This is a genomic window from Pseudomonas sp. BO3-4 (assembly GCF_034044115.1).
Taxonomy (GTDB): domain Bacteria; phylum Pseudomonadota; class Gammaproteobacteria; order Pseudomonadales; family Pseudomonadaceae; genus Aquipseudomonas; species Aquipseudomonas alloputida.
Window position 1 is genome coordinate 4,226,966 of the sequence record NZ_CP139018.1, and the last position, 24,003, is coordinate 4,250,968.

Sequence of the window (24,003 nt, forward strand, 5' to 3'; positions counted from 1 at the left end):
TGTGTCAGCACAGGTAGTCTGCCCCGTCCTGACGTGTTCGGAGAATCCTCGGCCAACCAAGCAGGGCCGAGCCCGCCAGTGCTAACAGCCCTTGAGGTTCCACCTTGCTATTGGCGTACCCCACCGCCAGGATGGATGCTTCATCAGGCTTAAGGAGAGAGCCGTGTTTCCCATGAACGTGTGGTTCGCCTATACCGCCGCCTGCGTGCTGTTGGTGCTGGCACCGGGCCCTGACAACGTGTTGGCCATTGGCCGCGGTCTCAGCCAGGGTAAAGTCGCAGCGGCCGTATCCGGCATGGCGTCAGGAGCAGGCATTTTGTTTCACGTTGCAGCCGCTTCGTTAGGCTTGACCCTACTGATGCAAACCTCGGTGCTCGCATTTTGGGTGATCAAGCTCATGGGTGCCGGCTATCTGCTCTGGCTAGGGATCAAGGTGCTGCGCGCTCGTAACCTCATAAGCTTTCAGCCGGCCTCCAGGCAATCGCTGCCCAGCATTTTTCTGACCGGTCTGCTTTCGGCTGCGCTCAACCCCAAGCCCGGTTTGTTCGTGCTGGCGTTCATTCCCCAGTTCGTCGACCCCGCACGCGGGTCGGTCAGCGTGCAGATGTTGGTTTACGGCGTGTGGTTCGCTGCACTCACGGCATTGGGGTTTGCCTTGATGGGCATTTTCGCCACGGGACTGTCTCGCTACCTGTACCGGCGGCCACGGCTGGTGAATGGGCTGAACGTGGGCGCAGGCCTCACCTTCGTTGCGTCTGGCGTCTCGATTGCGGCGTTGAGCCAGAGATAGCAAGCAGGAGAAAGCGGCGGGGCTGCGTATGAGCCCCGCGTTTCATCACGATGCTGAAGCCTCGACGGCCAGCTTCGCATGGGTGTTCAGTTCCTCGGCGATGAAGGCCGAAATCATCGCCCGATAGACCTGTTCCACCACCTCAGCCGAGGCACCGGTTTCGTCAGCCATCTCACGAACCTTCTTGATCACTTGCTCGACCCGAGCAGGTGCACGCACATCATCGGTGGTTTTCTTGAAGCCCGCTGCTTGCGTCACGAGCCTTCCACGTTTGGCGAGAAGCGAAACGAGGCTGCGGTCGATTTCATCGATCCGTTGACGGACTTCGTCCAGAGAGGTGCAAGGTACATCCATTTGCTTGACTTCCTTTTCATGAGCCTGCGATGGATTGGAGCAGGCTGTCGTGGGTGATCGGGGCGTGCAGTGTAGCTTCTTTGCTAGGTCCGCTTCACGCTCCTCAGAGGGGTGTAACGCCGCAGCGAGTGGCCCGTCACGATGACCGGAAATACTGGATGCACGCGGGATATCTCACTCCATTTCGCACAACCAGCTCACGCCTGCGTGGCGCATGTCGTGAAAATGCAGATCCTCCACGCCAACCATCTTTCACCCCGGCTTGGGCAGCCTGCTGGCAGGCGAATGTCTGGGACCTTTGGTAGACTAGGACACCCTTTTTCTTGAGGCGGATCTGGACGGTATAGCTAACCGTCGAATCGGCCTTTTTCCTTGCTCTGATTCGTTGCCATGATCTCCGGTGGTACGAGTGTGATTGGCGGCGGTAGCCCGCACCACTGCCAAACCCAACACGCCCCCGGAAATGGTACATAGATGCGTAGCCCAGAATGCTCCTAGAAAACGCTTCAAAGCCACAAACCTCGCGCCCTGAGCCGTCACGCCGCTTCAGCGTTGCCCCCATGATGGATTGTGTGGGCTTTTCTCAGAGGCCCCGATTTTAGGGGCCTTAACCCGTCACCTCCTAAATTCGTACCAATTTTGTACCAACAATTAGGGCTGCCACTAATCCCCGCCGTACGTCACTGCTCTGTTATCGACAGCACCACACCGGAGCCGTGCCGCTATAGCCCCCGATCTAATCCCCTTGCCTGAACGCAAATAATCGTCTATACGCTAGACTCGCGCCACTCATACGCCATCACCCTCACAAAGGAATTGAAGTGAATATTGAAATTTTTGGTAAGCCCATCAAGGACAAAGTGCTCAATGCTTATTACTTTGTGGGATTCACAAATTACAAATATGCCATTACAAAGCTATTCCCGCTTGTCCAGCGCTTGAGCATACAGCGTGGATCGCAGACACCTTCTTTCTACGCCAGACTTCGCGACGACCTCAAGATCGGATGTGTACTACCTCCACTAACTCTTGCTTTTATTCTGGACACTGACAAGACCACTCCTAACACGAAGTACATAAACGACGAGATCGAGAACGGTTTTGTACTGGATGGAATCCAGCGGCTAAACGCCCTATACAGAGCGCACTCTGAATTAGATGACGAAGCAAAAAAAGCATTCGAAGAGAGAGTACTCCATCTCAACATAATCATCGCCCCGTCCATGGATAGGCTTCTCTACCGCATGATTACTCTGAACAATGGTCAAAAGCCAATGTCCCCGAGGCATCAAATCGACATTCTCTCGGAAACGATTTTTGACTTTGACAACCTTAGCCTACGAAATCAGTCCCACAAAACAAAGCAAGTGAGCACCGACCGCCTTGCCGCTCATCGTTCTGACATTGTCAAAGGGTATATTGCGTTCCTAGCAAACACTCACGCCATTGACAACAAGCTTGTGATTGAAGAAAAAATGGATGAACTTATCGCTGAGAAAATTATTTCAAGCGAAATTAGTAATGACAAATTTGAATTTATTGAAATTCTTACATGGGCCGCAGAAAAATCCAACGACCTCAAAATAAACAAATGGCTTACCGTTGGCAACAACTTCATCGGACTATGCGCTGCCGCCAGAAAGAACTTCAACTTCATTCGAACAAAAGGAACTGAAGAATTCCTCGATGCCATTGAAAAATTTGAAGACACATTCAGCAGCTTCGACAAAAAGAAAATCAAAGTTGGCGAGTATCGCAGGAAGCTAGTTGCAGAATACTTCTCCAACCTGCAGAAATTTGAAGCCATGGACAAAAGTGACGTAATTATTGAGCTGAGCCAGTAATATGACCAACTTCAATTATTCGCCCCCAGAAACATTTAAACAGTCAATCTACTATGGCAACACACCTGCAGAAAATTTTCGTCTTAAGACGATCTTACTACTTGCAGGACTTGGGCGAATTACTCAAACACAAAAACCCAAAGGCACTCGAATCCCTTTTGATCACTTCACAATACCGTACCAACCATCTACTGCCAACACTATCAGCCATGTAATCAATAAATTCCCAGATTACAGCCGCAGAGAGCTCGATCGTTTCTTCAATCAATCCGCAACAAAAAATTACTCCCTCCATCGAAATATATTTCACGAAACAACTAACGCTTACGGGCACCACTTGAACGAAAACCATATTTCATGCTTCGTTCATATATACCGCACAATCGAACAGATTGCATTATGCCTTCCAATTATATCCATCATCAACAAGTCAGGAATTCAAAATACATTTTCGGAATTCAGGCAACTTGTTGATATCAAAGCTAAATCTGACCTTTCTGTTCTCAAAAAATATACGCGCGATTATCTTGACAAAACTGTTGCCGATCAGACAGTCATATTCGACTTCTCTACCACCAGTCGTCCCAGACAAAATGTTGAGGTACTAAAGAAGTTCGCCGAAGAAGTTGTCAACACTACAAACTCCAGCATCGAAGTCAAATACAAGCACCTCGACTCCATCATAATCGGCTTTAGAAATCAATTTTTTCATTATCTGCCGTTTGAGAAAAACCTTTCAATAACGGACATATCGAGCCCGGACGACTTCCTGAAAGTTTGCAACCCCATATTCATGAACTTTCTAGGCTATCTATATTACGAATTTCTTTCATCTGAATTAACGATGTGGTGCTAACCCCCAACCGGCCACCACTTATTCCTGAGATACTCACCGGAGCTCCTCAGCCTGCAATAACTGTTGAGGAGCCGCTGTAATCGATACCAGTATCAGTAGCTTAAAGCCAAACAACCTACATCTTCGCAGCCACATTCATATCGGATAACTGATTAGAATTGATCTCACCTCTCTGATGCGCAGTTATAGCTAGTATAGAGAGCACTACACAGCGCCCTTCTGGATCGGCAACCAAAGCAGACTGGTCGCTCGATTCCTCCAACCACCTGCTCGGCAGACTCAGCATTTGACAGTCCACAAATGATCGATACGCGTCGCGTAAGACTGACTCATCATATCCCTGCGCATGCCCCAGTCTGGGGCCAAGGGTACGGTCGATCATCTGCTTGACCGTGCGCCCTACCCGGGTGGCGCGCTCGATAGCACCAGGCTCAGACAACTTGGTTTCCCGTCGCTTCACCCAAGCCACTGCAGCCTGTTTGCGGGCGAACGTTTGGCTCTCTTGGTAGACTGTCCCCTTGTCGCGACAAATGCGGATCTGGACGAGGTAGCCAGTGCTGCCATCGGCCTTTTTACGCGTTCTGATCGTTGCCATCTGAGATTGGTACGTTGTACCAAGCGCTTGGTACAAACGCCCCAAAACCCCGAAAATTGGTACAAAACACGTTGAACGAAATGACCGCAAAATCAGGCTTGAAGCCACAACCCACGCGCCCTGAGCCGTCACGCCGCTTCAGCGTTGCCCCCATGATGGACTGGACCGACAGGCATTGCCGGTTCTTCCTGCGCCTGCTCTCCCGGCAAACCCTGCTCTACACCGAAATGGTCACCACCGGTGCCCTGCTGCACAACGACGCCCACCGTTTCCTGCGCCACGATGCTTCTGAGCACCCGCTGGCCCTGCAACTGGGCGGCAGTGTGCCGGCCGACCTGGCCGCGTGTGCGCGCCTGGCTGAAGAAGCGGGCTACGATGAGGTCAACCTCAACGTTGGCTGCCCGAGCGACCGGGTGCAGAACAACATGATCGGCGCGTGCCTGATGGCTCACCCGGCGCTGGTGGCCGACTGCGTGAAGGCCATGCGTGATGCCGTATCGACGCCTGTCACGGTGAAGCACCGCATTGGTATCAACGGCCGTGACAGCTACGCCGAACTGAGCGACTTCGTCGGCCAGGTGCGTGAGGCCGGCTGCCGGAGTTTTACCGTGCATGCACGCATCGCGATTCTGGAAGGGCTGTCGCCGAAAGAGAACCGCGAGATCCCGCCGCTGCGCTATGACATCGCAGCGCAGTTGAAGAGGGACTTCCCGGACCTGGAGATCGTGCTCAACGGCGGGATCAAGACCCTGGACGAATGCCAGGCACACCTTGAAACCTTCGATGGCGTGATGCTGGGGCGCGAGGCGTATCACAACCCTTATCTGCTGGCCGAGGTGGACCAGCAACTGTTTGGCAGCGATGCGCCGGTGGTCAGCCGTAGCGAGGCATTGGCGCAACTGCGGCCTTACATCGTGGCGCATATGGAAAGTGGCGGTGCGATGCACCACGTTACCCGGCATATTCTGGGGCTGGCCCAAGGATTCAAAGGGGCGCGGCGCTTCCGCCAGTTGCTGTCGGCAGACATTCACAAGGCGGCTGAACCCTTGGCGGTGTTTGACCAGGCGGTGGAGATGTTGCAGGGGCGGTGACCTCAGAGGGAGGGAACCTCGGGCTTGCTTGCGACTCGAATCTTCACCTTTCGTACAGCCCTGTGCGGGCCAGCGGGTCCGCAGGGTTTCGGCGGCCCTTGAGCGGCTGTCGGGGCTCGGGTAATGTCGAGTAAATGCACAGGACAGAGCACGCCCATGACCTCCAAGCTGGAACAACTCAAGCAGTTCACCACCGTGGTCGCCGACACCGGGGACCTGGACGCCATCACCCGCCTGAAGCCGGTCGATGCCACCACCAACCCGTCGCTGCTGCTCAAGGCTGCTGCCATCCCGGGCTACGCCGACCTGCTCAAGCAGGTGAAGGCCGACGCCATGGGTAATGTCGACCTGGCCTGCGACAAGTTTGCGGTGGCGGTAGGCTCAGGCATTCTCAAGGTCATCCCGGGGCGTATCTCCACCGAGGTGGATGCACGCCTGTCGTTCGATGAGCCAGCCCTGCTGAACAAGGCCCGTCAGCTGATCGCCCTGTACGAGGCGGCCGGAGTGGCAAAAGAGCGTGTGCTGATCAAGCTGGCCTCCACCTGGGAAGGCATTCGCGCCGCCGAAAAGCTGGAGAAGGAAGGCATTCAGACCAACCTGACCCTGCTGTTCTCCTTCGCCCAGGCCCAGGCTTGCGCCGATGCCGGGGTGTTTTTGATTTCGCCGTTCGTGGGCCGTATCTACGACTGGTACAAGAAGAGCACCGGCCAGGAATACGTGGGCGCCGAGGACCCAGGCGTGCAGTCGGTCACGCGCATCTACAACTACTACAAGGCCAATGGTTACAACACTGTGGTCATGGGCGCCAGCTTCCGCAATATCGGCCAGATCGAACAACTGGCCGGCTGTGACCGCCTCACCATCAGCCCCGAGCTGCTGCAGCAGCTGAGTGATGACCAGGGTGAATTGCCGCAGGTGCTGAAACCGGGCAACGCCGGTGAAGCCAAGCAGCACCTGAACGAAAGCAAGTTCCGCTGGGCGATGAACGAAGACGCCATGGGCACCGAGAAACTGGCCGAAGGTATTCGCCAGTTTGCGCGGGACCAGGAAAAGCTAGAGAAGTTGATGGCTGAAAAGGCCTGATACAGTTCGGGTTTGCCTGACGGGCGGGAAATGTTCAGTATTTTCCGCCCGTTTTGCTTGCCACGCCTTAGTTGTGTATTGAATTCTCGGGCCTGTTCGCGGGCAAGCCCGCTCCTACACCGATCGATGTAAGGGCGGGCTTGCCCGCGAACAGGCCGCCATAGCCACCCGAGCTGTCGATGACCTCCCCTAACCCGTTGCCCCTCGTTCTCGCCGGCCCGGTACTGCGCCGCCTGGAACCCCAGCGTCTGGCCGCCTGGCTGGTCACTACCCAACCGCTGCAGCCCGCGTTCGTCTGCCTGGCAAGCGAGGCCCACGTCGATTGCCAGGTGGTGCCGATTGGCCGGCATGCCTACGTTCACCTGTTGGACATCCAATTCGCCAGCCCCCTGCCCTGCAACCAGTTGCTCGACTATGACCTGCTGATCAATGGCCAGGGTATCGCCGACTGGGCGCCGCACCTGCTCTACCCGGGCGCCCAGCGCCCAAACCTGGTGCTGCGTGAGCGCCTCGACCAGTTGCTGCACGGCTCCTGCCGCAAGCCGCACCACCCTGCTGCCGACGGCCTGCTGTGCGCCGACCGGCTGCTGCAGGGGTGCAAGAAGCCCGAAGACCGCCCCGCCGTGCTAGTGATGACGGGCGACCAGGTTTACGCAGACGATGTCGCTGGCCCCATGCTGCGCGCCATCCATAGCCTGATCTCGCGCCTGGGCTTGTTCGACGAGCAACTGGAGGGTGCGGTGGTAGCCGACAGCCAGGCGCTGTACCAGCACCCGGCCAGCTACTACCACCGCGCCGACCTGCTGCCGGCGCTGGAACGCAACGACACCCTGCGCGAGCGTTTTTTCGGCGGAAAGCGCAAGCCGATCTTCTCGTCCAGCAACGCCGACAACCACCTGGTGACCTTCGCCGAAGTCATGGCCATGTACCTGTTGGTGTGGTCGCCGGTGCCCTGGCAGCTGGTGGACCTGGGCATCCCCAGCGGGCTCAGCGACGAGCATCAAGCCCGATACCGGCAAGAGCTGCCGCTAATCCAGGGGTTTGCCGACAATCTCGGTCAGGTGGCGCGGGTGATGGCTCACCTGCCCTGCCTGATGATCTTCGACGACCACGACATCACCGACGACTGGAACCTCTCGGCGCAGTGGGAGGAAACGGCCTACGGCCACCCATTCTCGCGAAGGATCATTGGCAACGCCTTGCTCGGCTACCTGCTGTGCCAGGCCTGGGGCAACAACCCGGACGGTTGCAATCCGCTGATCGAACAGTGCCAGGTGCTGACCCGCCAGAACCAGGATGAGCTGATTGGCGAGCTGCTGCGCTTCCAGGGTTGGCAGTTCAGCCTGCCGACAGAACCACCGCTGCTGGTACTGGATACCCGCACCCGCCGCTGGCGCAGCGAAAGTAACCTGGCCAAGCCGTCCGGCCTGCTGGACTGGGAAGCGCTGAGTGAATTGCAGCAGGCACTGCTCGATCATCCTTCGGCGGTCATCGTGTCACCTGCGCCGATTTTCGGGGTGAAGCTGATCGAGACGGTGCAGAAGGTGTTCAGCTGGCTGGGCTACCCGCTGCTGGTGGATGCCGAGAACTGGATGGCCCACCGCGGTGCGGCGCAGGTCATCCTCAATATCTTCCGCCACTCGCGCACGCCGGGGCACTACGTGGTGCTGTCGGGGGATGTGCATTACTCGTTCGTGTATGAGGTGCTGATTCGCCACCGCCAGCGCAGCCCGCACTTGTGGCAGGTGACCAGCAGCGGAATCAAGAACGAGTTCCCCCGGCGTTTGCTGGATGTGCTCGACCGGCTCAACCGCTGGTTGTATGCGCCGCGCTCGCCGCTCAACTGGTTTACCAAGCGGCGGGAGATGGAAGTGGTGCCGCGCACGCCGAACCATAGCAAGGCGGGGGAACGGTTGTGGAATGGTGCCGGGCTGGGACAGGTGTTTTTTGATGAACAGGGGCGGCCGGCGCGGGTGTATCAGCTGGATGCGGGCGGGGGTGAGGCTACAGAGTTTAAAAACCGGGCGTAGTGAGACTCAGAGTTTTTACAGCCTGTGCCGGCCTCTTCGCGGGTAAACCCGCTCCTACACCTGATTGGGGGTGGACACACATTGGTGTTTGGGCGCAGGCCGTCGTAGGGGCGGGTTTACCCGCGAAGAGGCCGGCACAGGCCAGAGATCAGCCCCGCTCCAGCGCATTGACCAGATCATGGAAGGCTTCGCGGTTGGAGTCATTCAGGCCCATGAGGATCTTGTGCGCCTCCAGCACCTTGGAGCGCACCACCTCTTCATTCTGGTCCTGCGACGGCAAGTCAGTCAGGCAATCGGTGCAGGGTATCGGCCGATCGACAATGTTGAACACCTGATCGAAGCCCATCGACTGCAATAGCCGTGAAATGTCCGGATTGGTAGTCACCACCGTCGGCAGCAGGCCCACCTTCTGCCGCGACAGGATCGACAGCTTCGCCAGCAGGCCCAGTGTGGTGCTGTCGATACTCTCGGTTTCAGTCAGGTCGATGACAATCGCCGAGAAGTTCAGCGCAGTGAAAATCTTCTCGATCGTCGCATCCAGCGCCGAACACAGGGTCAGGCGCACTTCACCAACGAATTTCAGTACGAAGGTACCGCTCTGCTCGGCGAACTGAATTCTACCGGTACTCATTGAAGGTTCCTGCTCAACACCAATAGGGCGATATCATCCGGCATCTCCCCAAGCGTAGCCAATCCAAATCGTTGACGCAGCCCATCCAGACTGCCACCTGCTGCCTTGACGATCTCCGGCAAGGCGGCTTCTTTATCTTTGAGCGTATCACCCGGCAAAAGGTCCAGAATGCCATCGGACATCAGGCTGAGGCTGAACTGCGGGGGCAGTTCCACCACCAGGTCCTGGTAGGTGGCCTCATCGAACAACCCCACCGGCAGGCCGCGGCCTTCCAGGTAGCGGCAATGCTCGGGGGTGTACAGTACCGGCAACGGCAAATGGCCGCCGACAGCGTAGGTCAGCAGGCCGGACTCTTCGTCGATCACCCCGCCGACCATGGTGACGTGCTTGCCCAGCTTGCTGTTGATCAGGCCGCGGTTGATGTGGCTGAGCACTTCAGACGGCTTGAACTCACGCATCCTGCTGCGCTTGAGCTCGAACATGAGGCGCGTGGTCATGAATTTCAACAGCACGGTGACAAAGGCCGACGACGCCCCATGCCCGGATACATCGGCGAGGTAGAAAGCAATGCGCCGCTCGTCCACGCGGAAATAATCGACAAAATCACCCGATAGGTACAACGACGGGATGATCTGGTGCTCGAAGGCGAACTCACCGGCCACCCAGGGGCTTTCCGGCAACATGTTCATCTGCACCTGGCGACCGGCGGTCTGGTCCTCCTGCAACAGGTGCAGGCTAGCCTCCAGTTCACGGTTGGCGGCTTCGAGCTTGTCGCGGTAGCGCTGGTTTTCCAGCACAAGGCGCGAGCGATCGAGGGCGCGGCGCACCGAATGCTCGAGTACGGCCAGGTCTTCCAGCGGCTTGATGAGGTAGTCGGCGGCGCCCAGGCGCAACGCTTCCACCGCATCACTCATGACGCCGGCACCGGACACCACGATCACCGGCAACTGCGGCGCACGCTCGCTGACCTGACGGATCAGTTCGAGGCCGCCCATCTGCGGCATGCGCAGATCGCAGATCACGAGGTCGGGCTGGTGTTCTTCGAAGACCTGAAGCCCCTGCTGGCCATTACTGGCCTGGAGGACGCTGAAACCACTGTCTTCAAGGTAGGCGGCGAGGCTGGCACGGACCACGTCGTCGTCATCGATGATCAGCAGCGTTGCACTGGTTTTCTGCATGTGGGCGAACGGCGCCGATTTAGGTTGGTGCAGCGGTGTCGGCAAGGCAGACGGCCAGCTACGGGAATTCTTTATGGTCACACTCTACTTGAGTTGTAGGACAAGAACACCTGCCCGGCAACTGTCAGAGGTACCTTGTAAGGCGCAGACGGTACTCCCATCCGGCAGGGGTTTCAAGCATGCTGGGGTCGACCTCGCCGCTCTTTACAGGGCAAATCACCGGGAGTTATAAGAAAGTCGACCAGCGCAACCCGACGGGAAGGATGCAGCATGCCCCACACGCCCTCCAGCCATAGCGAGAAACGCGACTTCATTCGCATGCGCATCGACACCGAGGTCAGCCTTTTGCACGAAGGCCAGGTGATTGCGGCAGTGTGCCTGGACCTGTCCAGCGGTGGCATGCAAGTGCAGGCGCCACAGCGCTTTCTGGTGGGTGATCAGATCGAGGTACGGATCGACTCCGACCATCCGGCGCTGAAGGGGCTGCATGCCAGCACCGAAGTGGTATGGATTGCCGACCAGCCGGGCGGGCAGCAGAAGTTCGGGCTGCGGATTCTGGCCATGCATTGAACCCGAGGCCGCTTTGCGGCCCCAGGTTCACAGATCAGAAGTCGTCTTCGACCTCGCCATCCTTCACCTTGAACTCGCGGTTTTGCAGGTAGGCATTGCGAATGAAGATGTACTTGTCACCCTGAATCAGCTTTTCGGCCGAGAGCAGGCTGGCGCGGGTGTCGATCAGGTCCAGCGCGAAGATCGAATTGCGCGTAGGCACGTGGTCGATGTAGCGATAGGGTTTGGTATAGGTGTCCGGGTACTTGGCCACACCGTCACGCACGGTGCTTGGGCCCAGCAGCGGGATGACCACATACGGCCCGCTCGGCACCCCCCAGTAGCCCAGGGTCTGGCCAAAGTCCTCGTCGTTGCGCTGCAGGCCCATCTTGGTACCCACATCGAAGAAGCCACCCAGGCCGAAGGTGGTGTTGACGATCAACCGCGCCGTATCCACGCCCGCCGCATGCGGCTTGAGCTGCAGCACGTCGTTGGCGAGGTTGGTCACGTCCCCCAGGTTGCGAAAGATGTTGTGGATGCCATCTTCGAGGAACTGTGGAGTGACCGCTTGGTAGCCCTTGGCCAATGGTTTGAGGGCATAGGTGTCGAGGGTATCGTTGAAGCGGAAGATCGGGCGGTTGACCGCTTCCCAGGGATCTTCCTCGGTGGCGGCCTGGGTGGCTGCCACGGGCGCCAGCAGCATGCTGGCGCAGACACAGGCCTGGGTGACTCGTTCGATCACACTGGCACCGATCCTACGCATAGATGTTTCTCCATCGAATTTCTCGGCCGCAAGCGCAACAGGTCGCGCTGCTGTTAAGGCGGCAGTATAGAGACTTGCGTGCTGATAAACAGCCTTACACATTTTTGCTGAATATTTTGTGAACAACTGTTGCGCAGCGGCCGATGTCACAAGACGGTAACAATCAACGCATAGCCTTCGAACCATTTGGGGGAAGTTGCCATGGACACTGCGCCCGCCTTCACTGCTGTGCTGTTCGGCTTGCGCGGCTGCCTGGTGCAGGCTACCCATGGCGCGCCATCACCCGCCCCCGGCGCCCTGGCCACCCTTGCCAGCCTGCGTCAGCGCCAAGTGCCGTGCATTTGGCTGGATGACCTCAATACCGCGCAAAGCGAACGCCTGGCCCATGTACTGCCCGACTGGCTGCCAGGGCATGCGGTCAATGGCGTGCGCTGGCCAGCGCCGAACGCTTGCTGGCAGGCACTGATGGCGCTGGACAGCGAGCGCCTGGATGGCTGCGTATTGGTCAGCGGCGACCCGCGCCTGCTGCAGTCTGGCCTTAACGCCGGCTTGTGGACAGTAGGCCTGGCCGCCTGCAGCCCGTTATGCGACCGCACTTCTGCGCAATGGCAAGCCATGAGCCCGCAAGAGCAGGATCTGGCGCGCAGCAAGGCGACGCTGGCGCTGTTCAACCTGGGCGTGCACTCGGTGATCGACCATCTGGAAGCGCTGGACACCTGCCTGGTGGACATCGCCCAGCGCCGGCGCAAGGGTGAAAAACCCTGATACAGCAGCCTTGACGCGGATCATGCAAATCGCCAGCAGGTAGATTACCCTGAAGACAGGCCAGAACCTTTGCCACGCCGCCGAGGTCCATGGCTTGCCAAGCCATTGATGGAGAATAGCCAATGCCTGCCCGCGAATTGCAAGAGCGCCTGAACAGCTTGCGCGAGCAACTGGACCGCAACGTACCGCTTTCGGAAGAAGAGCTGGCCGCCCTGCACGAAGAGGCGCGCCAGATCGAGGCGCAACTGAAACTTGAGGAAGCCACGCCAGACAACAACCTGGTGGACGGCGTGAACCTGGCGATCGAACGCTTCGAGGCCGACCACCCCGACCTCACTGCCACCCTGCGCAGCATTGCCAACTCACTGCACAGCATGGGGATCTGAAATAGCGGGGGCCGCTAAGCGGCCCCCCTGTATTACTGCCGAACCAGGCGTTTGTTATCCGGGCTGATCGCCCCGGTGCTGCGATACGGGTTGATGTCCAGCCCACCGCGGCGCACATAACGTGCATAGACCGTCAGGTGCTCCGGCTGCAGCAGATTCTTCAAGTCCAGGTAAATCCGTTCCACACACTGCTCATGGAAGTCGGCATGCTGGCGGAAGCTGATCAGGTAGGTCAGCAGGCTGGCATGGTCCAGCGCCCTGCCCTTGTACTCAACCACCACGCTACCCCAATCCGGCTGGCCGGTGACCGGGCAGTTGGACTTCAGCAGATGGCTGTGCAAGGTTTCTTCCACCACCCGCGTCGGGTCGCAGCGCAACAGCTCTGGTTGCGGCTGCTCGTAGTTGCTGATGGCCACATCCAGTGCATCGATGCACTGCCCCGGTAACGCCACCACACCCTGGGCTTCAACCTCGGCCAAAGTGCGCACCTTCACCCCCACCGGCTTGCCGGCAGCGGCGGACAGGTCTTTTTCCAGGCATGCCTGCAACGCGTCCAGCGAGGCGAACACCGTCTGGTTCAGCGAGTTGAGGTACAGCTTGAATGACTTGGACTCGATGATGTTTGGCGAGTCCGCCGGGATGGCGAACTCGCCGATCGCCACCACCGGCTTGCCCGAAGGCAGCAGCCAGCTCAGCTCGAAGCAGTTCCAGTAATCCACCCCCTGCCAGGGCAAGGTCTGTGCAGTGACGCCCAGCTCGGCCCACTTGGCAGTACGCGGGATCGGGAACAACTGCTCCGGGGAGTAGGTGGCGATGTATTCGCTGGACTTGCCCAGCGGGGAATGTTCGGCAGCGGGATGCATGGAAACTGACCTAGAGGTTCGAAAATGCCCCTAGTCTACCGGTTTTGCACCCCGCCTTGCAGGGCCAGTCACTCAATGGTCAATGCCCCCACCATACCCGCCTGGTAATGCCCCGGCACGTTGCAGGCAAACTCGATGGGCACCGTTTGGCGGAAGGTCCAGGTCAGCTCGGCGCGTTGGCCGGGCATAACCATCACAGTATTGCCACCCCCGTGACCATGGCCATCGCCGTGGTCCATCATTTGGCCGTGGCTCATCATCTTGCCGTGATCCATGCCTTCGTGGTTCATCGCCTGGGTGAACATCTTGCCTTGCATGGCAACCATTTCCTTCTGGTGTTCGGCATGCATGGCCTTGTCGCCCAGGTTGAATTCGTGCGGCAGGTTGCCCTCGTTGACCAGCACGAAGCGCACCGTCTCGCCGGCTTTTACCTGCAGGCTTTTGGGCTCGAAGGCAATGTCCTTGAGCACCACGTTGACCGTGCGGGTGGCCTTGGCCGCCGGGGCAGGCTCGCCAAAGGCGAAGCTCTGCGCCTGGCTAGCGACAGCCGGCAGGCTGCCCAGGGCAAGGGTGGCGGCAATGAACAGGTGTTTCATGATGACTCCGGGAATACACAGCAGGATGAAGCCACATTAGCCGGGGCGACTGGCAGTTACCTGACAGGCACATTACAACTTCGTCAGTTTGGGCGAGCGGGCACATCGTCACGTATCATTTCACCCACCCCATTATCCCTGTGCTAGCGGTAAAGCGACGCCATAGGCTACGCACAATCTTTCAGAATATGGACAGTGCATGAAACTGCTGATCGTCGAAGACCAGGCCCGCACCGGCCAGTACCTGAGCCAAGGCCTGAGCGAGGCCGGCTTTGCCACCGAGTTGGCTACCGATGGCGAGACCGGCCAGTTCCTCGCCCTGACCGGCGACCACGACCTGCTGATCCTCGACGTGATGCTGCCTGGCCGCGACGGCTGGCAGATTCTTCAGGCCGTGCGCCAGGCAGGCCTGGATACGCCAGTGCTGTTCCTGACCGCCCGCGACGCCGTCGAGGATCGCGTGCATGGCCTGGAACTGGGCGCCGACGACTACCTGGTCAAGCCGTTCGCCTTTTCCGAACTGCTGGCCCGGGTACGCAGCCTGCTGCGCCGTGGCACCAGCCCGAGCCAGGACACGACCCTGAGCCTGGCCGACCTGCGCCTGGACCTGATCCGCCGCCGCGCCGAGCGCGCCGGGCAGCGCATCGACCTGACCGCCAAGGAATTCTCACTCCTTGAGCTGCTGCTGCGCCGCCAGGGTGAGGTGCTGCCAAAATCGCTGATCGCCTCGCAGGTGTGGGACATGAACTTCGACAGTGACACCAATGTGATCGAAGTGGCCATCCGCCGCCTGCGCCTGAAGATCGACGACCCGCACCCCAACAAGCTGATCCACACCGTACGGGGCATGGGTTACGTACTCGAAGAGCGCGCCGAGTGATGCGCCGGATTTCCCTCGGCAGCCGCCTGGCCCTGCTGTTCGCCGCCTGCACGGCCACCGTCTCGCTAGGCGCCGGCCTGCTATTCAGCCGGGCCAGCGAGCAGCACTTCGTCGAACTTGACCAACAACTGCTGGACTCGCGCCTGTCCTTGTTTCGTACGCAACTGGCTGATGTCAGCACGGCTGATGAGCTCCAGGCCCGCCTGCCTGCCCTACGCGATGAACTGAGTCACCAGGCCGACCTGGCCTTGCGTATCAGCGCCAGCAATGGCGCCACCTGGTTCGAAAGCCGCAGCGGGCTGCCGCAAGCAGCGCTGGCCACCGGGCTGGCCACCCTGCATGCGCAAGGCATCGACTACCGCAGCCTGTCCGTGCCCTTGAAACAGGGCACCATGCAGTCGCCGCGACTGACCCTGTACCTCGACATCACCCACCACCAGCACTTCCTGCAGGGCATGCAACGGCTGATCTGGCTGACGGTCGGCCTGTCGGCGCTAACCACCGCACTACTGGGTGCCTGGGCCGCCCGCAGCGGCCTGCGCCCATTGCGGCAGATGGGCCAGGTGGCCGCCAGCGTGTCAGCGCGTTCGCTCACCACCCGTCTGCCGGTGGCGCAGATGCCCGAAGAGTTGGCCGAGCTGGCCAGCAGCATGAACGCGATGCTGCAGCGCCTGGACGATGCCTTCCAGCGCCTGTCAGCGTTCTCGGCCGATATCGCCCACGAGTTGCGTACGCCGCTGTCCAACCTGCTGACCCACACCCAGGTCACCCTCACCCGCCCACGTAGCCTCGAAGAATACCGAGAGGCGCTGCATGGCAACCTGGAAGAACTGCAATGGATGGCGCAGATGATCAACGACATGCTGTTTCTCGCCAAGGCCGACCACGGCCTTCTGGTACCGGGGCACGCGCCTTTGGCGCTGCATGACGAGGTGGATGCACTGCTGGAGTACTACGCGCCTCTGGCAGAAGACAACGACGTGCAGATGCTGCGCGAGGGTGAAGCAGTGCTGCACGGCGACCAGCATATGCTGCGCCGGGCGCTGTCCAACCTGCTGGACAACGCCATGCGTTTTACCCCGGCAGGAGGACAGATCAAGGTAACCCTGGGGCCGGGGCCGACGATCAACGTGGCCAATACCGGGCTGGCTATCGACCCGGCCGCTCTACCGCGGCTTTTCGACCGCTTCTACCGGGTGGACCCGGCGCGGCGGGAAGGCAGCAGCGAGCATGCGGGGTTGGGCTTGGCAATTACCCGGTCGATCGTGCAGGCCCATGGCGGGTGCATACGGGCGGAGTGCGAGGGTGGGTGGACCCGATTCGTGATCGAGTTCGCTCAAGATCGGTAACCCTGGGGCGCTTTACGCCCCCAGGATCTCAGGCAAACATCAAACCGCCAGGCCAATCGCCGGCTGCACCTGCGACGCCCGGTAGGCCGGGTAAATGGTCGCCAGGAAACTCATCACCAGGCCGGCGGTGCAGATGATCGCCACATCCCCCCACTGCAACTGCGACGGCAAGCTGCTGACGAAGTACACATCCGACGTAAAGATGTGCTGCCCGCTCACCCGCTCCAGCCAGCCGACGATCTGGCTCACATTGAACGCCGCAATCACGCCCAGTACGCCACCAATCAGCGTGCCGACAATGCCGATCAGGCTGCCCTGGACCATGAACGTGCCCATGATCTGCGCCGGCGTGGCGCCCAAGGTACGCAGGATGGCAATGTCCGGCCCCTTGTCGTTCACCACCATCACCAGGGTGGCGATGATATTGAACGCCGCTACCGCGATGATCATCATCAGCAACAGGCCGATCATGGTCTTTTCCATCTTCATGGCGCTGAACAGGCTGCCCTGGGTATGCGACCAGTCATCGGCCCGGTAGGCGTCCCCAAGCCCGGCAGCAATCGCCTTGGCCACCTGCGGAGCGGCATACAGGTCGTGCAGCTTAAGGCGCACACCTTGCACCTGGCCCGGCGCCCAGCGCTGCATCTCAGCTGCATCAGCAACATGGATATAGGCCTGCGACCCATCCAGCTCGGCGCCGACCTTGAAGATGCCGACCACGGTGAGGCGCTGCATGCGCGGGGTGATGCCACCCGGTTCCTTGCTGATTTCCGGCACGATCAAGGTCAGCTTGTCGCCGGTGTTCAGGCGGAAGCGGCGTGCGGTCAGCTCACCGATAACCACACCAAACTCACCGGGCTGCAAGCCCTGCAGACGGCCCTGGACGATGTGCTGGCCAACGATGGAAACCTTGCCCTCCTCGGCCGGGTCGATACCACCCACCTGGATCGGCTGCATGGCGCCCTTGTACGACAGCATGCCTTCCATCTCGGTAATCGGCGCCACAGCCATCACCGCCGGATTCTTCATGGCGGCGTCGGCCACCTTGTGCCAATCGTCCAGCGGCTGCACGCCCAGGATGGCGGCATGCGGCACCAGGCCGAGAATGCGCGAGCTCATTTCGCGCTGGAAGCCGTTCATCACCGACAGCACCACGATCATCGCCAGCACGCCCAGCGACAGGCCGATCATCGAAGTCATCGAAATGAACGAGATGAAATGGTTGCGACGCTTGGCTCGGGTGTAGCGCGCGCCGATAAAGATGGGCAAGGGTCTGAACATGTACGAAATCACCCAATGGAAACAGGAAAACGGGGCAGCACCTGCCACCCCGGCAGTCGATCAGATGGCCACCAGGTGGCCATCGTCGAGCTTCAGCACACGGTCCATCTGCCGCGCCAGGTTGAGGTCGTGGGTGACCACCAGGAATGCCGTGCGCGAAGCGCTGGACAGCTCCTGCATCAGTTCCTGGATGCCTTGGGCGGTATGGTGGTCGAGGTTACCGGTCGGCTCGTCGAGCATCACCAGGCCGGGGCGGTTGACCAGCGCCCGGGCAATCGCCACACGCTGGCGTTCGCCGCCGGAAAGCTCGGCCGGCTTGTGGTTCAGGCGGTGGCCCAGGCCTACCCGCTTGAGCAGCGCCTCGGCACGCTCCCGGGCCTCGGGGATGGGCGTTCGGCCGATCAGCAGCGGCATGCACACGTTCTCGATGGCGGTGAATTCCGGCAGCAGGTGGTGGAACTGGTAGACAAAGCCCAACTCGCGGTTGCGTAGCAGGCCACGGGCACGCTCGCCCAGTGCCGACAGCTCTTCGCCAGCCAGCCACACGCTACCCTGGGTCGGCCGGTCGAGGCCGCCCAGCAGGTTGAGCAAGGTACTCTTGCCCGAGCCGGAACTGCCAACGATGGCCACCCGCTCACCGGCCTGCAGTTCCAGGTTGAGCCCGGACAGCACCTGCACCGACTCCGGGCCCTCGTCGTAGGACTTGCCCAGGTTGCGGCAACTCAGAACGGCTTTATCACTCATGCGCGACTCACTCATAACGTAGCGCCTCTGCAGGCTGGGTGCGGGCCGCACGCCAGGCCGGATACAGGGTGGCGAAGAAACTCAGGACCAGTGCCGCACCGCAGACCATGTACACGTCCTGGGCCAGGATCTGCGACGGCAGGTAATCGATGAAGTACACGTCGGCGTTGAGGAACTTGTGGCCGATCAGTGTCTCGATGCCGGCGATCGCCGCGCTCACGTTCAGGGCCGCGAAGATCCCGACGACGGCGCCGATCAGGGTACCGATCACCCCGATCACCGTACCCTGGACCATGAAGATGAGCATGATCTGCCCGGGCGTGGCGCCCAGGGTGCGCAGGATGGCGATGTCGCCGCGCTTGTCGTTGACCACCATCACCAGGGTGGAAATGATGTTGAACGCCGCCACCGCCACGATCAGCAGCAACAGCAGGCCGATCATGGCCTTTTCCATACGGATCGCCTGGTACAGGTTGCCGTGGGTACGGGTCCAGTCACGGCTATAGAACTCCTGTTCGCCCAGCTGCTGGGCGATGCTCCAGGCTACGCGCGGCGCCTGGAACAGGTCGTCGAACTTCAGGCGCAGGCCCTGGACCTGGTCGGGCTTCCAGCGGTGCAGGCGGGACAGGTCGCTGATGTTGGTCAGGCCCAGGTAGCCGTCGATCTCCCCCGCGCCAACGTGGAAGGTGCCGACCACGGTGAAGCGCTTCATGCGCGGGAACATGCCAGCGGGGGTCACGCTGACCTCGGGGGCAACGAAGGTGAGCTTGTCGCCGATGGCAACGCCCAGCTTGGCCGCCGCCTTGTCGCCGATCATGATGCCCCACTCGCCCGGCGCCAACTGGTCCAGGCGGCCTTGCAGGACGAAGTTGTCGATGATCGACACCTCGCGCTCGCGAGCAGGGTCGATGCCGTTGAGCAGCACCTTCTGCACCTTGCCATCATGGGTCAGCAGGCCCTGCATCTGGGTGAACGGTGCAACCGCCACCACCTGCGGATTCTGCTTTACTTGTTGGGCAAGGGCCTGCCAGTCGGCAATGGGCTGGCCGCTCTCCAGCGTGGCATGGGGAATCATCCCCAACACGCGGGTGCGCATCTCGTGGTCGAAACCGTTCATCACCGACAGCACCACGATCATTACCACCACGCCCAGGGCGAGGCCGATCATCGAGGTCAGGGAAATGAACGAGACGAAGTGATTGCGACGTTTGGCACGGGTATAACGCGTGCCGATGAATGCGAAAAGAGGTCTGAACATGTCGGGGCTTGTTCGGATGAAAGGGAACGTCCTTGTGGCGAGGCGCCTACGGCGGCTTTACACTCGGACCACCGCCGCTACCTTGGGTTCGCCATGACGACATTAGACGAAGAAGATCGCCGCGAATACTACCGCATCGAAGATCGGATCGCACTTCAAATAAGCCCCCTTAGCGCGGCCGAAGCCCTTGAACCAGATGTGTTGCAAGATGATTCGCCGTTGTTCAACCTGCTCAGCGAGCTGCACCTGTCCGACTTCGAGTCGCAACACCTGTTGCGCCAGCTAAGCGACAAGGACCGCACCCTCGCCGCGTTCCTGCGGGCACAGAACAAGCGCCTCGACTTGCTCAGCGCGGTGGTTGCACAAACCCTGCTTGGCGAGGTCGGCGAGCCGCTGCCGGTGGTCATTTCCGAAGGCGGCATTGAATCCGCCCAAGCCACACAGATTGCCCCCGGCACCCGGGTGAAAGTGAAAATGGTGCTGATGCCGCGCGCCCATGGCCTGCTGCTGCGCGGCAAGATCACCCATTGCGACCCTCGCCCGGAGGGCGGCTTCGAAGTCGGCACCGAGTTCATCGACATGACCGATGCCCAACGACAACTGCTGGCGCGTTACATCCTGCAGCGCCAGCAACAGCAACGGCGCCAGCAGCTGGAACTGAACGACCCCGCCTCCTGAGCCAATTTCTCCCTGATTTGAAGGAACGAACGTGACCCTGATCTACGGCCATCGCGGCGCCAAGGGCGAAGCACCCGAGAACACCCTGAAGAGCTTTCAGCAATGCCTGTCCCATGGCGTGACCCGCTGCGAGCTGGACCTGCACTTGTCATCCGACAACGAACTGATGGTCATCCACGACCCCACCCTCAAGCGCACCACGGGCCGGCGCGGCAAAGTGGTCGAGCACCCGGCCGCCGAACTGGTCAAGATCGATGCCCGCAAAGGCGGCCCGGGCCATGTGCAGCCCTGCCCGATCCCGAAACTGGAAGAGCTGTTCGAAAAATGCCCGTTCGAACACTGGCAACTGGAGGTGAAAAGCGCCTCGCGCACCCGCGCGGCCACCACCGTCCTGGCGATCCGTGAACTGGCCCAGCAATATGGCCTGCTGGACAAGGTGACCATCACCTCCAGCTCACGCGAAGTACTGGGCGCCGCCCAGGAACTGGTGCCAGATGTGAAGCGCGGGCTGGTGGCCGAATACGCCTGGCTCGATCCGCTGAAGGTGGCACAGAACTACGGCTGCGAACTGCTGGCATTGAACTGGACGCTGTGCACCCCCGAGCGCCTGCTCAAAGCACAGGGCCAGGGTTTGCATGTGTCGGTGTGGACGGTCAACGAGCCGGCACTGATGCGCCGGCTTGCTGACTTTGGTGTGGACAGCCTGATTACAGACTTTCCCGGTTTGGCCAAGACCACCCTCGGGTAGGGTTGAAATCGGTCTCTCCGACCGGCTCAGGCCACCGGTCGGAGCCGCTCAAAAAAGCCGGTTCAGGCCGTCATAGGCAGCTACCCGATAGGCTTCGGCCATGGTCGGGTAGTTGAACGTGGTGTTGACGAAGTACTTCAGGTTGTTCTGCTCACCCGGCTGGTTCATGATCGCCTGGCCAATGTGGACGATCTCCGAAGCCTGGTAGCCGAAGCAATGCACGCCGAGGATTTCCAGGGTTTCGCGGTGGAACAGGATCTTCAGCATGCCCTGCGGCTCGCCGGCGATCTGCGCACGCGCCATGCTCTTGAAGAAGGCCTTGCCCACTTCGTACGGCACCTTGGCCTGGGTCAGCTCCTGCTCGTTCTTGCCGATCGAGCTGATTTCGGGAATGGTGTAGATACCCGTCGGCACGTCGTTGACGAAGCGCCAGCTGCCGTTATCGACAATGCTGCCAGCGGCTGACCGGCCCTGGTCATGGGCGGCACTGGCCAGGCTTGGCCAGCCGATCACGTCGCCGGCACCGTAGATGTTCGGCACGGTGGTGCGGTAGGCCTCGTCAACCTCGATCTGGCCGCGGCTGTTCACCTTGATGCCGATGTTTTCCAGGCCCAGCTTGTCAGTGTTGCCGGTACGGCCGTTGCACCACAGCAAGGCGTCGGCCTTGATTTTCTTGCCCGACTTGAGGTGCAGGATCACCCCGTTGTCCAGGCCTTCGACGCGCTCGTACTCTTCGTTGTGGCGCACAGTGATGTTGTTGTTGCTGAAGTGGTAGCTCAGCGCCTGGGAAATTTCCGAGTCGAGGAAGCTCAGCAACTGGCCACGGTTGTCGACCAGCTCGACCAATACGCCCAGGCCACTGAAGATCGAAGCGTATTCGCAACCGATCACGCCGGCACCGTACACGATCAGCTTGCGCGGGGTATGGCTGAGGCTGAGGATGGTGTCGCTGTCGTACACGCGCGGGTGGTGGAAGTCGATGTCGGCCGGGCGGTAGGGGCGCGAGCCGGTCGCGATGATGATGTGCTTGGCGTTGAGCTTCTCGACCACGCCGTTCGGGCACACCACTTCCACGGTTTGCTCGTCGGCAAAGCTGCCGGTGCCGAAGAACACGTCGACGCGGTTACGGGCATAGTAGCCGGTGCGCGATGCCACCTGCTTGGCGATGACCTTCTCGGCGCTTTTCAGCACGTCCGGGAACGAGAACCAGCGCGGCTCGCCGATGGCACGAAACATCGGGTTGGTGTTGAACTGCATGATCTGCCGCACCGAGTGACGCAGTGCCTTGGACGGAATGGTACCCAAGTGGGTGCAGTTGCCACCGACCTGGCGACGGTCATCGACCATCGCTACCTTGCGCCCTGCTTTGGCGGCATTCATTGCCGCGCCTTCACCGGCCGGGCCGGAACCCAGCACCACTACGTCGTAGTTGTAGACAGCCATGCGTACTCCTTCAGAACTGGCCCGCAAGCCACGGTCGCTCGCGGGGCACGATCATGCCGCCGGGGCGCCATGAGAAAATTCGGGTGCAGTCTAATCAACCCTGAACGCCGCGCACATTAACCCTTGGTCGCGTCGTAGGCCAATTTTGCCCGCACTACATATGCTTCACCCATTCCGTGGCGGCAATCATCCCTGCTTGTGCTTTCACTGGCCTTTCACTGCCCGTTCGAACGCGGGCGTAGCTCGGGAGACGAAGCCTCCCTCTGCTCGAGTCACCAAAACCGCAGCCAAGTCATGCGCCACGGCAAAATCCCAGCCTTGCTGTGGGCCCAGGATGAGTAGCAGCGTCGAATAGCCATCGGCCAGCAGTGCTGAGGCGTCCAGCACCGTAACGGCAGCCAGGTCATGTTCGACCGGGCGCCCGAGGCGGGCATCGAAGGTGTGCGAATAGCGCCGGCCATTCTGCTCGAAATAGTGCCGATAGTCACCCGAGGTTGATACTGAAAGGCTATTGACCGGGATGATCTGGCGGGCGATCTGACGGTCTTCGCGAGGCAGTTCCAGGGCAATACGCCAAGGGCTGCCGTCAGGCTTGCGGCCAACCGCCTTCAGCTCGCCAGTGGCCTCGGCGACAAAACTGCTGACACCCATGGCCTGCAGGCGCGCAGCGATCAAGTCGACAGCATGGCCGGCGACGATGCTGTTGAAGTCGAGCTGCACCGGGGCATCCTTGCACAGGGCTCGACCTTTGACGCGCAGGTGCTGGTAGCCCACACGCTGGCGTACCTGGGCCAGTGCCTGTGGTTCGGGCACCTGCTGGTGACGGGCCTGAGGGCCGAAGCCCCACAGGTCGAGCAAAGGCTCTACCGTGAGGTCGAAGGCGCCATCGCTCTGCTCGGCAAGGTGCTGGCCCAGGCTGACCAACGCGAGCATGTCAGGCGGCAGGGCCAGGCACTGGCCGGCAGGTAAGCGGTTGAACTGGCTTACGATGGAATCGCCGCGGTAGGTCGAGTAGTGGTGGTCGATGTCGTGCAGGATGGTTTCCACCGCCCTCTGCACCTGGGCCGGCTCCGGGCCACCAGGCTCGCGGACGTACTGGATGCTGTAGCTGCTGCCCATGGTCGGGCCACCCAGGCGCTCCAGGGTGGGGCCCTGGTTGCAGGCGGTGAGTAGCAGCAGTATGAACAGGAGGGCTGTGCGCACAGTAGGGTTTCTCGGTTGCCGGTGCTGGCCTCTTCGCGGGTAAAC

24 protein-coding genes and 3 pseudogenes are annotated in these 24,003 nt (G+C 60.3%); 13 read left to right on the plus strand and 14 right to left on the minus strand.

The features are described from left to right. Positions 1 to 172 precede the first annotated feature (172 nt). The gene (locus REH59_RS19580; RefSeq protein WP_080756779.1) at positions 173 to 790 is read left to right on the plus strand and encodes a LysE family translocator; all 618 of its coding nucleotides are present in this window, start codon (positions 173 to 175) and stop codon (positions 788 to 790) included. A 45-nt stretch (positions 791 to 835) separates the two neighbouring features. On the opposite strand, the gene REH59_RS19585 is transcribed toward REH59_RS19580, so the two are convergent. Together REH59_RS19585 and REH59_RS28835 are read right to left on the minus strand one after the other, a co-directional pair. Then, the gene (locus tag REH59_RS19585) at positions 836 to 1,144 is read right to left on the minus strand and encodes a chorismate mutase (RefSeq protein ID WP_014859670.1); all 309 of its coding nucleotides are present in this window, start codon (positions 1,142 to 1,144) and stop codon (positions 836 to 838) included. 83 nt (positions 1,145 to 1,227) lie between these two features. Further along, positions 1,228 to 1,381, minus strand: a pseudogene (locus REH59_RS28835) (tyrosine-type recombinase/integrase); the annotation flags it as partial. A 584-nt stretch (positions 1,382 to 1,965) separates the two neighbouring features. Here REH59_RS28835 and REH59_RS19595 point away from each other — a divergent pair. After that, positions 1,966 to 2,988 (plus strand): hypothetical protein, encoded by a 1,023-nt coding sequence (locus REH59_RS19595; RefSeq protein ID WP_102885191.1) that lies wholly within the window; start codon positions 1,966 to 1,968, stop codon positions 2,986 to 2,988. 1 nt (position 2,989) lies between these two features. Continuing rightward, a complete protein-coding gene (locus REH59_RS19600) occupies positions 2,990 to 3,844 on the plus strand; it encodes a hypothetical protein (protein ID WP_135007136.1) in 855 nt (284 codons plus the stop codon). 279 nt (positions 3,845 to 4,123) lie between these two features. Here the strand turns inward: REH59_RS19600 and REH59_RS28840 are convergent. Continuing rightward, positions 4,124 to 4,222 (minus strand): annotated as a pseudogene (locus REH59_RS28840) (DUF4113 domain-containing protein); the annotation flags it as partial. Beyond that, positions 4,209 to 4,439, minus strand: a pseudogene (locus REH59_RS19605) (site-specific integrase); the annotation flags it as partial. The pseudogenes REH59_RS28840 and REH59_RS19605, both read right to left, overlap by 14 nt. A gap of 80 nt (positions 4,440 to 4,519) precedes the next feature. Between REH59_RS19605 and dusA the strand changes: the two are divergent. The 3 genes from dusA (at position 4,520) to REH59_RS19620 (ending at position 8,643) form a co-directional block, all read left to right on the plus strand. Continuing rightward, a complete protein-coding gene (gene dusA / locus REH59_RS19610; RefSeq protein ID WP_128573590.1) occupies positions 4,520 to 5,530 on the plus strand; it encodes a tRNA dihydrouridine(20/20a) synthase DusA in 1,011 nt (336 codons plus the stop codon). 156 nt (positions 5,531 to 5,686) lie between these two features. Then, complete coding sequence (gene tal / locus REH59_RS19615; protein ID WP_003248826.1) at positions 5,687 to 6,613, plus strand: transaldolase; 927 nt, start codon at positions 5,687 to 5,689, stop codon at positions 6,611 to 6,613. Positions 6,614 to 6,792: 179 nt separating this feature from the next. Then, positions 6,793 to 8,643, plus strand: coding sequence for an alkaline phosphatase D family protein (locus tag REH59_RS19620; RefSeq protein ID WP_014859667.1), 1,851 nt, complete (start codon positions 6,793 to 6,795; stop codon positions 8,641 to 8,643). A gap of 148 nt (positions 8,644 to 8,791) precedes the next feature. Here REH59_RS19620 and rssC read toward each other — a convergent pair whose 3' ends face one another. Next, on the minus strand, positions 8,792 to 9,274 hold the full coding sequence (gene rssC, locus REH59_RS19625; RefSeq protein WP_003248823.1) for an anti-sigma factor antagonist RssC: 483 nt from the start codon (positions 9,272 to 9,274) through the stop codon (positions 8,792 to 8,794). Further along, positions 9,271 to 10,452 (minus strand): two-component system response regulator RssB, encoded by a 1,182-nt coding sequence (gene rssB / locus REH59_RS19630; RefSeq protein ID WP_003248822.1) that lies wholly within the window; start codon positions 10,450 to 10,452, stop codon positions 9,271 to 9,273. The genes rssC and rssB overlap by 4 nt, the downstream gene beginning before the upstream one ends. A 270-nt stretch (positions 10,453 to 10,722) precedes the next feature. On the opposite strand from rssB, the gene REH59_RS19635 reads away from it, so the two are divergent. Beyond that, positions 10,723 to 11,022 (plus strand): PilZ domain-containing protein, encoded by a 300-nt coding sequence (locus REH59_RS19635; RefSeq protein ID WP_014859666.1) that lies wholly within the window; start codon positions 10,723 to 10,725, stop codon positions 11,020 to 11,022. A gap of 34 nt (positions 11,023 to 11,056) precedes the next feature. Here the strand turns inward: REH59_RS19635 and REH59_RS19640 are convergent, their stop codons facing one another. Continuing rightward, positions 11,057 to 11,764, minus strand: a complete 708-nt coding sequence (locus tag REH59_RS19640; protein ID WP_012053148.1) for an MlaA family lipoprotein — start codon at positions 11,762 to 11,764, stop codon at positions 11,057 to 11,059. Between the two features lie 201 nt (positions 11,765 to 11,965). Between REH59_RS19640 and REH59_RS19645 the strand changes: the two genes are divergently transcribed. Both REH59_RS19645 and REH59_RS19650 read left to right on the plus strand, forming a co-directional pair. Further along, positions 11,966 to 12,529: a hypothetical protein gene (locus REH59_RS19645; RefSeq protein WP_014859665.1), complete on the plus strand. Its 564-nt coding sequence runs from the start codon at positions 11,966 to 11,968 to the stop codon at positions 12,527 to 12,529. Positions 12,530 to 12,651: 122 nt separating this feature from the next. Further along, the gene (locus REH59_RS19650) at positions 12,652 to 12,915 is read left to right on the plus strand and encodes a DUF4404 family protein (protein ID WP_003248815.1); all 264 of its coding nucleotides are present in this window, start codon (positions 12,652 to 12,654) and stop codon (positions 12,913 to 12,915) included. Between the two features lie 32 nt (positions 12,916 to 12,947). On the opposite strand, the gene queF is transcribed toward REH59_RS19650, so the two are convergent. Both queF and REH59_RS19660 read right to left on the minus strand, forming a co-directional pair. Continuing rightward, a complete protein-coding gene (gene queF, locus REH59_RS19655) occupies positions 12,948 to 13,778 on the minus strand; it encodes an NADPH-dependent 7-cyano-7-deazaguanine reductase QueF (protein WP_014859664.1) in 831 nt (276 codons plus the stop codon). A gap of 68 nt (positions 13,779 to 13,846) precedes the next feature. Continuing rightward, a complete protein-coding gene (locus REH59_RS19660; protein WP_014859663.1) occupies positions 13,847 to 14,374 on the minus strand; it encodes a cupredoxin domain-containing protein in 528 nt (175 codons plus the stop codon). A gap of 199 nt (positions 14,375 to 14,573) precedes the next feature. Here REH59_RS19660 and cinR point away from each other — a divergent pair, with 199 nt between their 5' ends. Both cinR and cinS read left to right on the plus strand, forming a co-directional pair. Next, positions 14,574 to 15,254, plus strand: a complete 681-nt coding sequence (gene cinR, locus REH59_RS19665; protein ID WP_014859662.1) for a two-component system response regulator CinR — start codon at positions 14,574 to 14,576, stop codon at positions 15,252 to 15,254. After that, positions 15,251 to 16,603 carry a two-component system sensor histidine kinase CinS gene (gene cinS / locus REH59_RS19670; protein ID WP_014859661.1) on the plus strand — a complete coding sequence of 451 codons (1,353 nt, stop codon included), beginning with the start codon at positions 15,251 to 15,253 and terminating at the stop codon, positions 16,601 to 16,603. The genes cinR and cinS overlap by 4 nt, the downstream gene beginning before the upstream one ends. 39 nt (positions 16,604 to 16,642) lie before the next feature. On the opposite strand, the gene REH59_RS19675 is transcribed toward cinS, so the two are convergent. From REH59_RS19675 to REH59_RS19685, 3 genes are read right to left on the minus strand one after another with little or no spacing between them, the layout of a single operon-like run. Next, positions 16,643 to 17,884 carry a lipoprotein-releasing ABC transporter permease subunit gene (locus REH59_RS19675; RefSeq protein WP_012053153.1) on the minus strand — a complete coding sequence of 414 codons (1,242 nt, stop codon included), beginning with the start codon at positions 17,882 to 17,884 and terminating at the stop codon, positions 16,643 to 16,645. 60 nt (positions 17,885 to 17,944) lie between these two features. Then, the gene (gene lolD / locus REH59_RS19680) at positions 17,945 to 18,628 is read right to left on the minus strand and encodes a lipoprotein-releasing ABC transporter ATP-binding protein LolD (protein WP_014753922.1); all 684 of its coding nucleotides are present in this window, start codon (positions 18,626 to 18,628) and stop codon (positions 17,945 to 17,947) included. Between the two features lie 7 nt (positions 18,629 to 18,635). After that, entirely contained in the window at positions 18,636 to 19,886 is a 1,251-nt protein-coding gene (locus REH59_RS19685; protein WP_003248802.1) for a lipoprotein-releasing ABC transporter permease subunit, read from the minus strand. A 93-nt stretch (positions 19,887 to 19,979) separates the two neighbouring features. On the opposite strand from REH59_RS19685, the gene REH59_RS19690 reads away from it, so the two are divergent. Continuing rightward, entirely contained in the window at positions 19,980 to 20,564 is a 585-nt protein-coding gene (locus REH59_RS19690; protein WP_003248801.1) for a PilZ domain-containing protein, read from the plus strand. Positions 20,565 to 20,595: 31 nt separating this feature from the next. Further along, complete coding sequence (locus tag REH59_RS19695; protein WP_004576988.1) at positions 20,596 to 21,312, plus strand: glycerophosphodiester phosphodiesterase; 717 nt, start codon at positions 20,596 to 20,598, stop codon at positions 21,310 to 21,312. Between the two features lie 48 nt (positions 21,313 to 21,360). On the opposite strand, the gene sthA is transcribed toward REH59_RS19695, so the two are convergent. Together sthA and REH59_RS19705 are read right to left on the minus strand one after the other, a co-directional pair. After that, entirely contained in the window at positions 21,361 to 22,755 is a 1,395-nt protein-coding gene (sthA, locus tag REH59_RS19700; protein WP_003248797.1) for a Si-specific NAD(P)(+) transhydrogenase, read from the minus strand. Between the two features lie 204 nt (positions 22,756 to 22,959). Next, positions 22,960 to 23,958, minus strand: a complete 999-nt coding sequence (locus REH59_RS19705; RefSeq protein WP_012053154.1) for an FAD:protein FMN transferase — start codon at positions 23,956 to 23,958, stop codon at positions 22,960 to 22,962. Positions 23,959 to 24,003 lie beyond the last annotated feature (45 nt).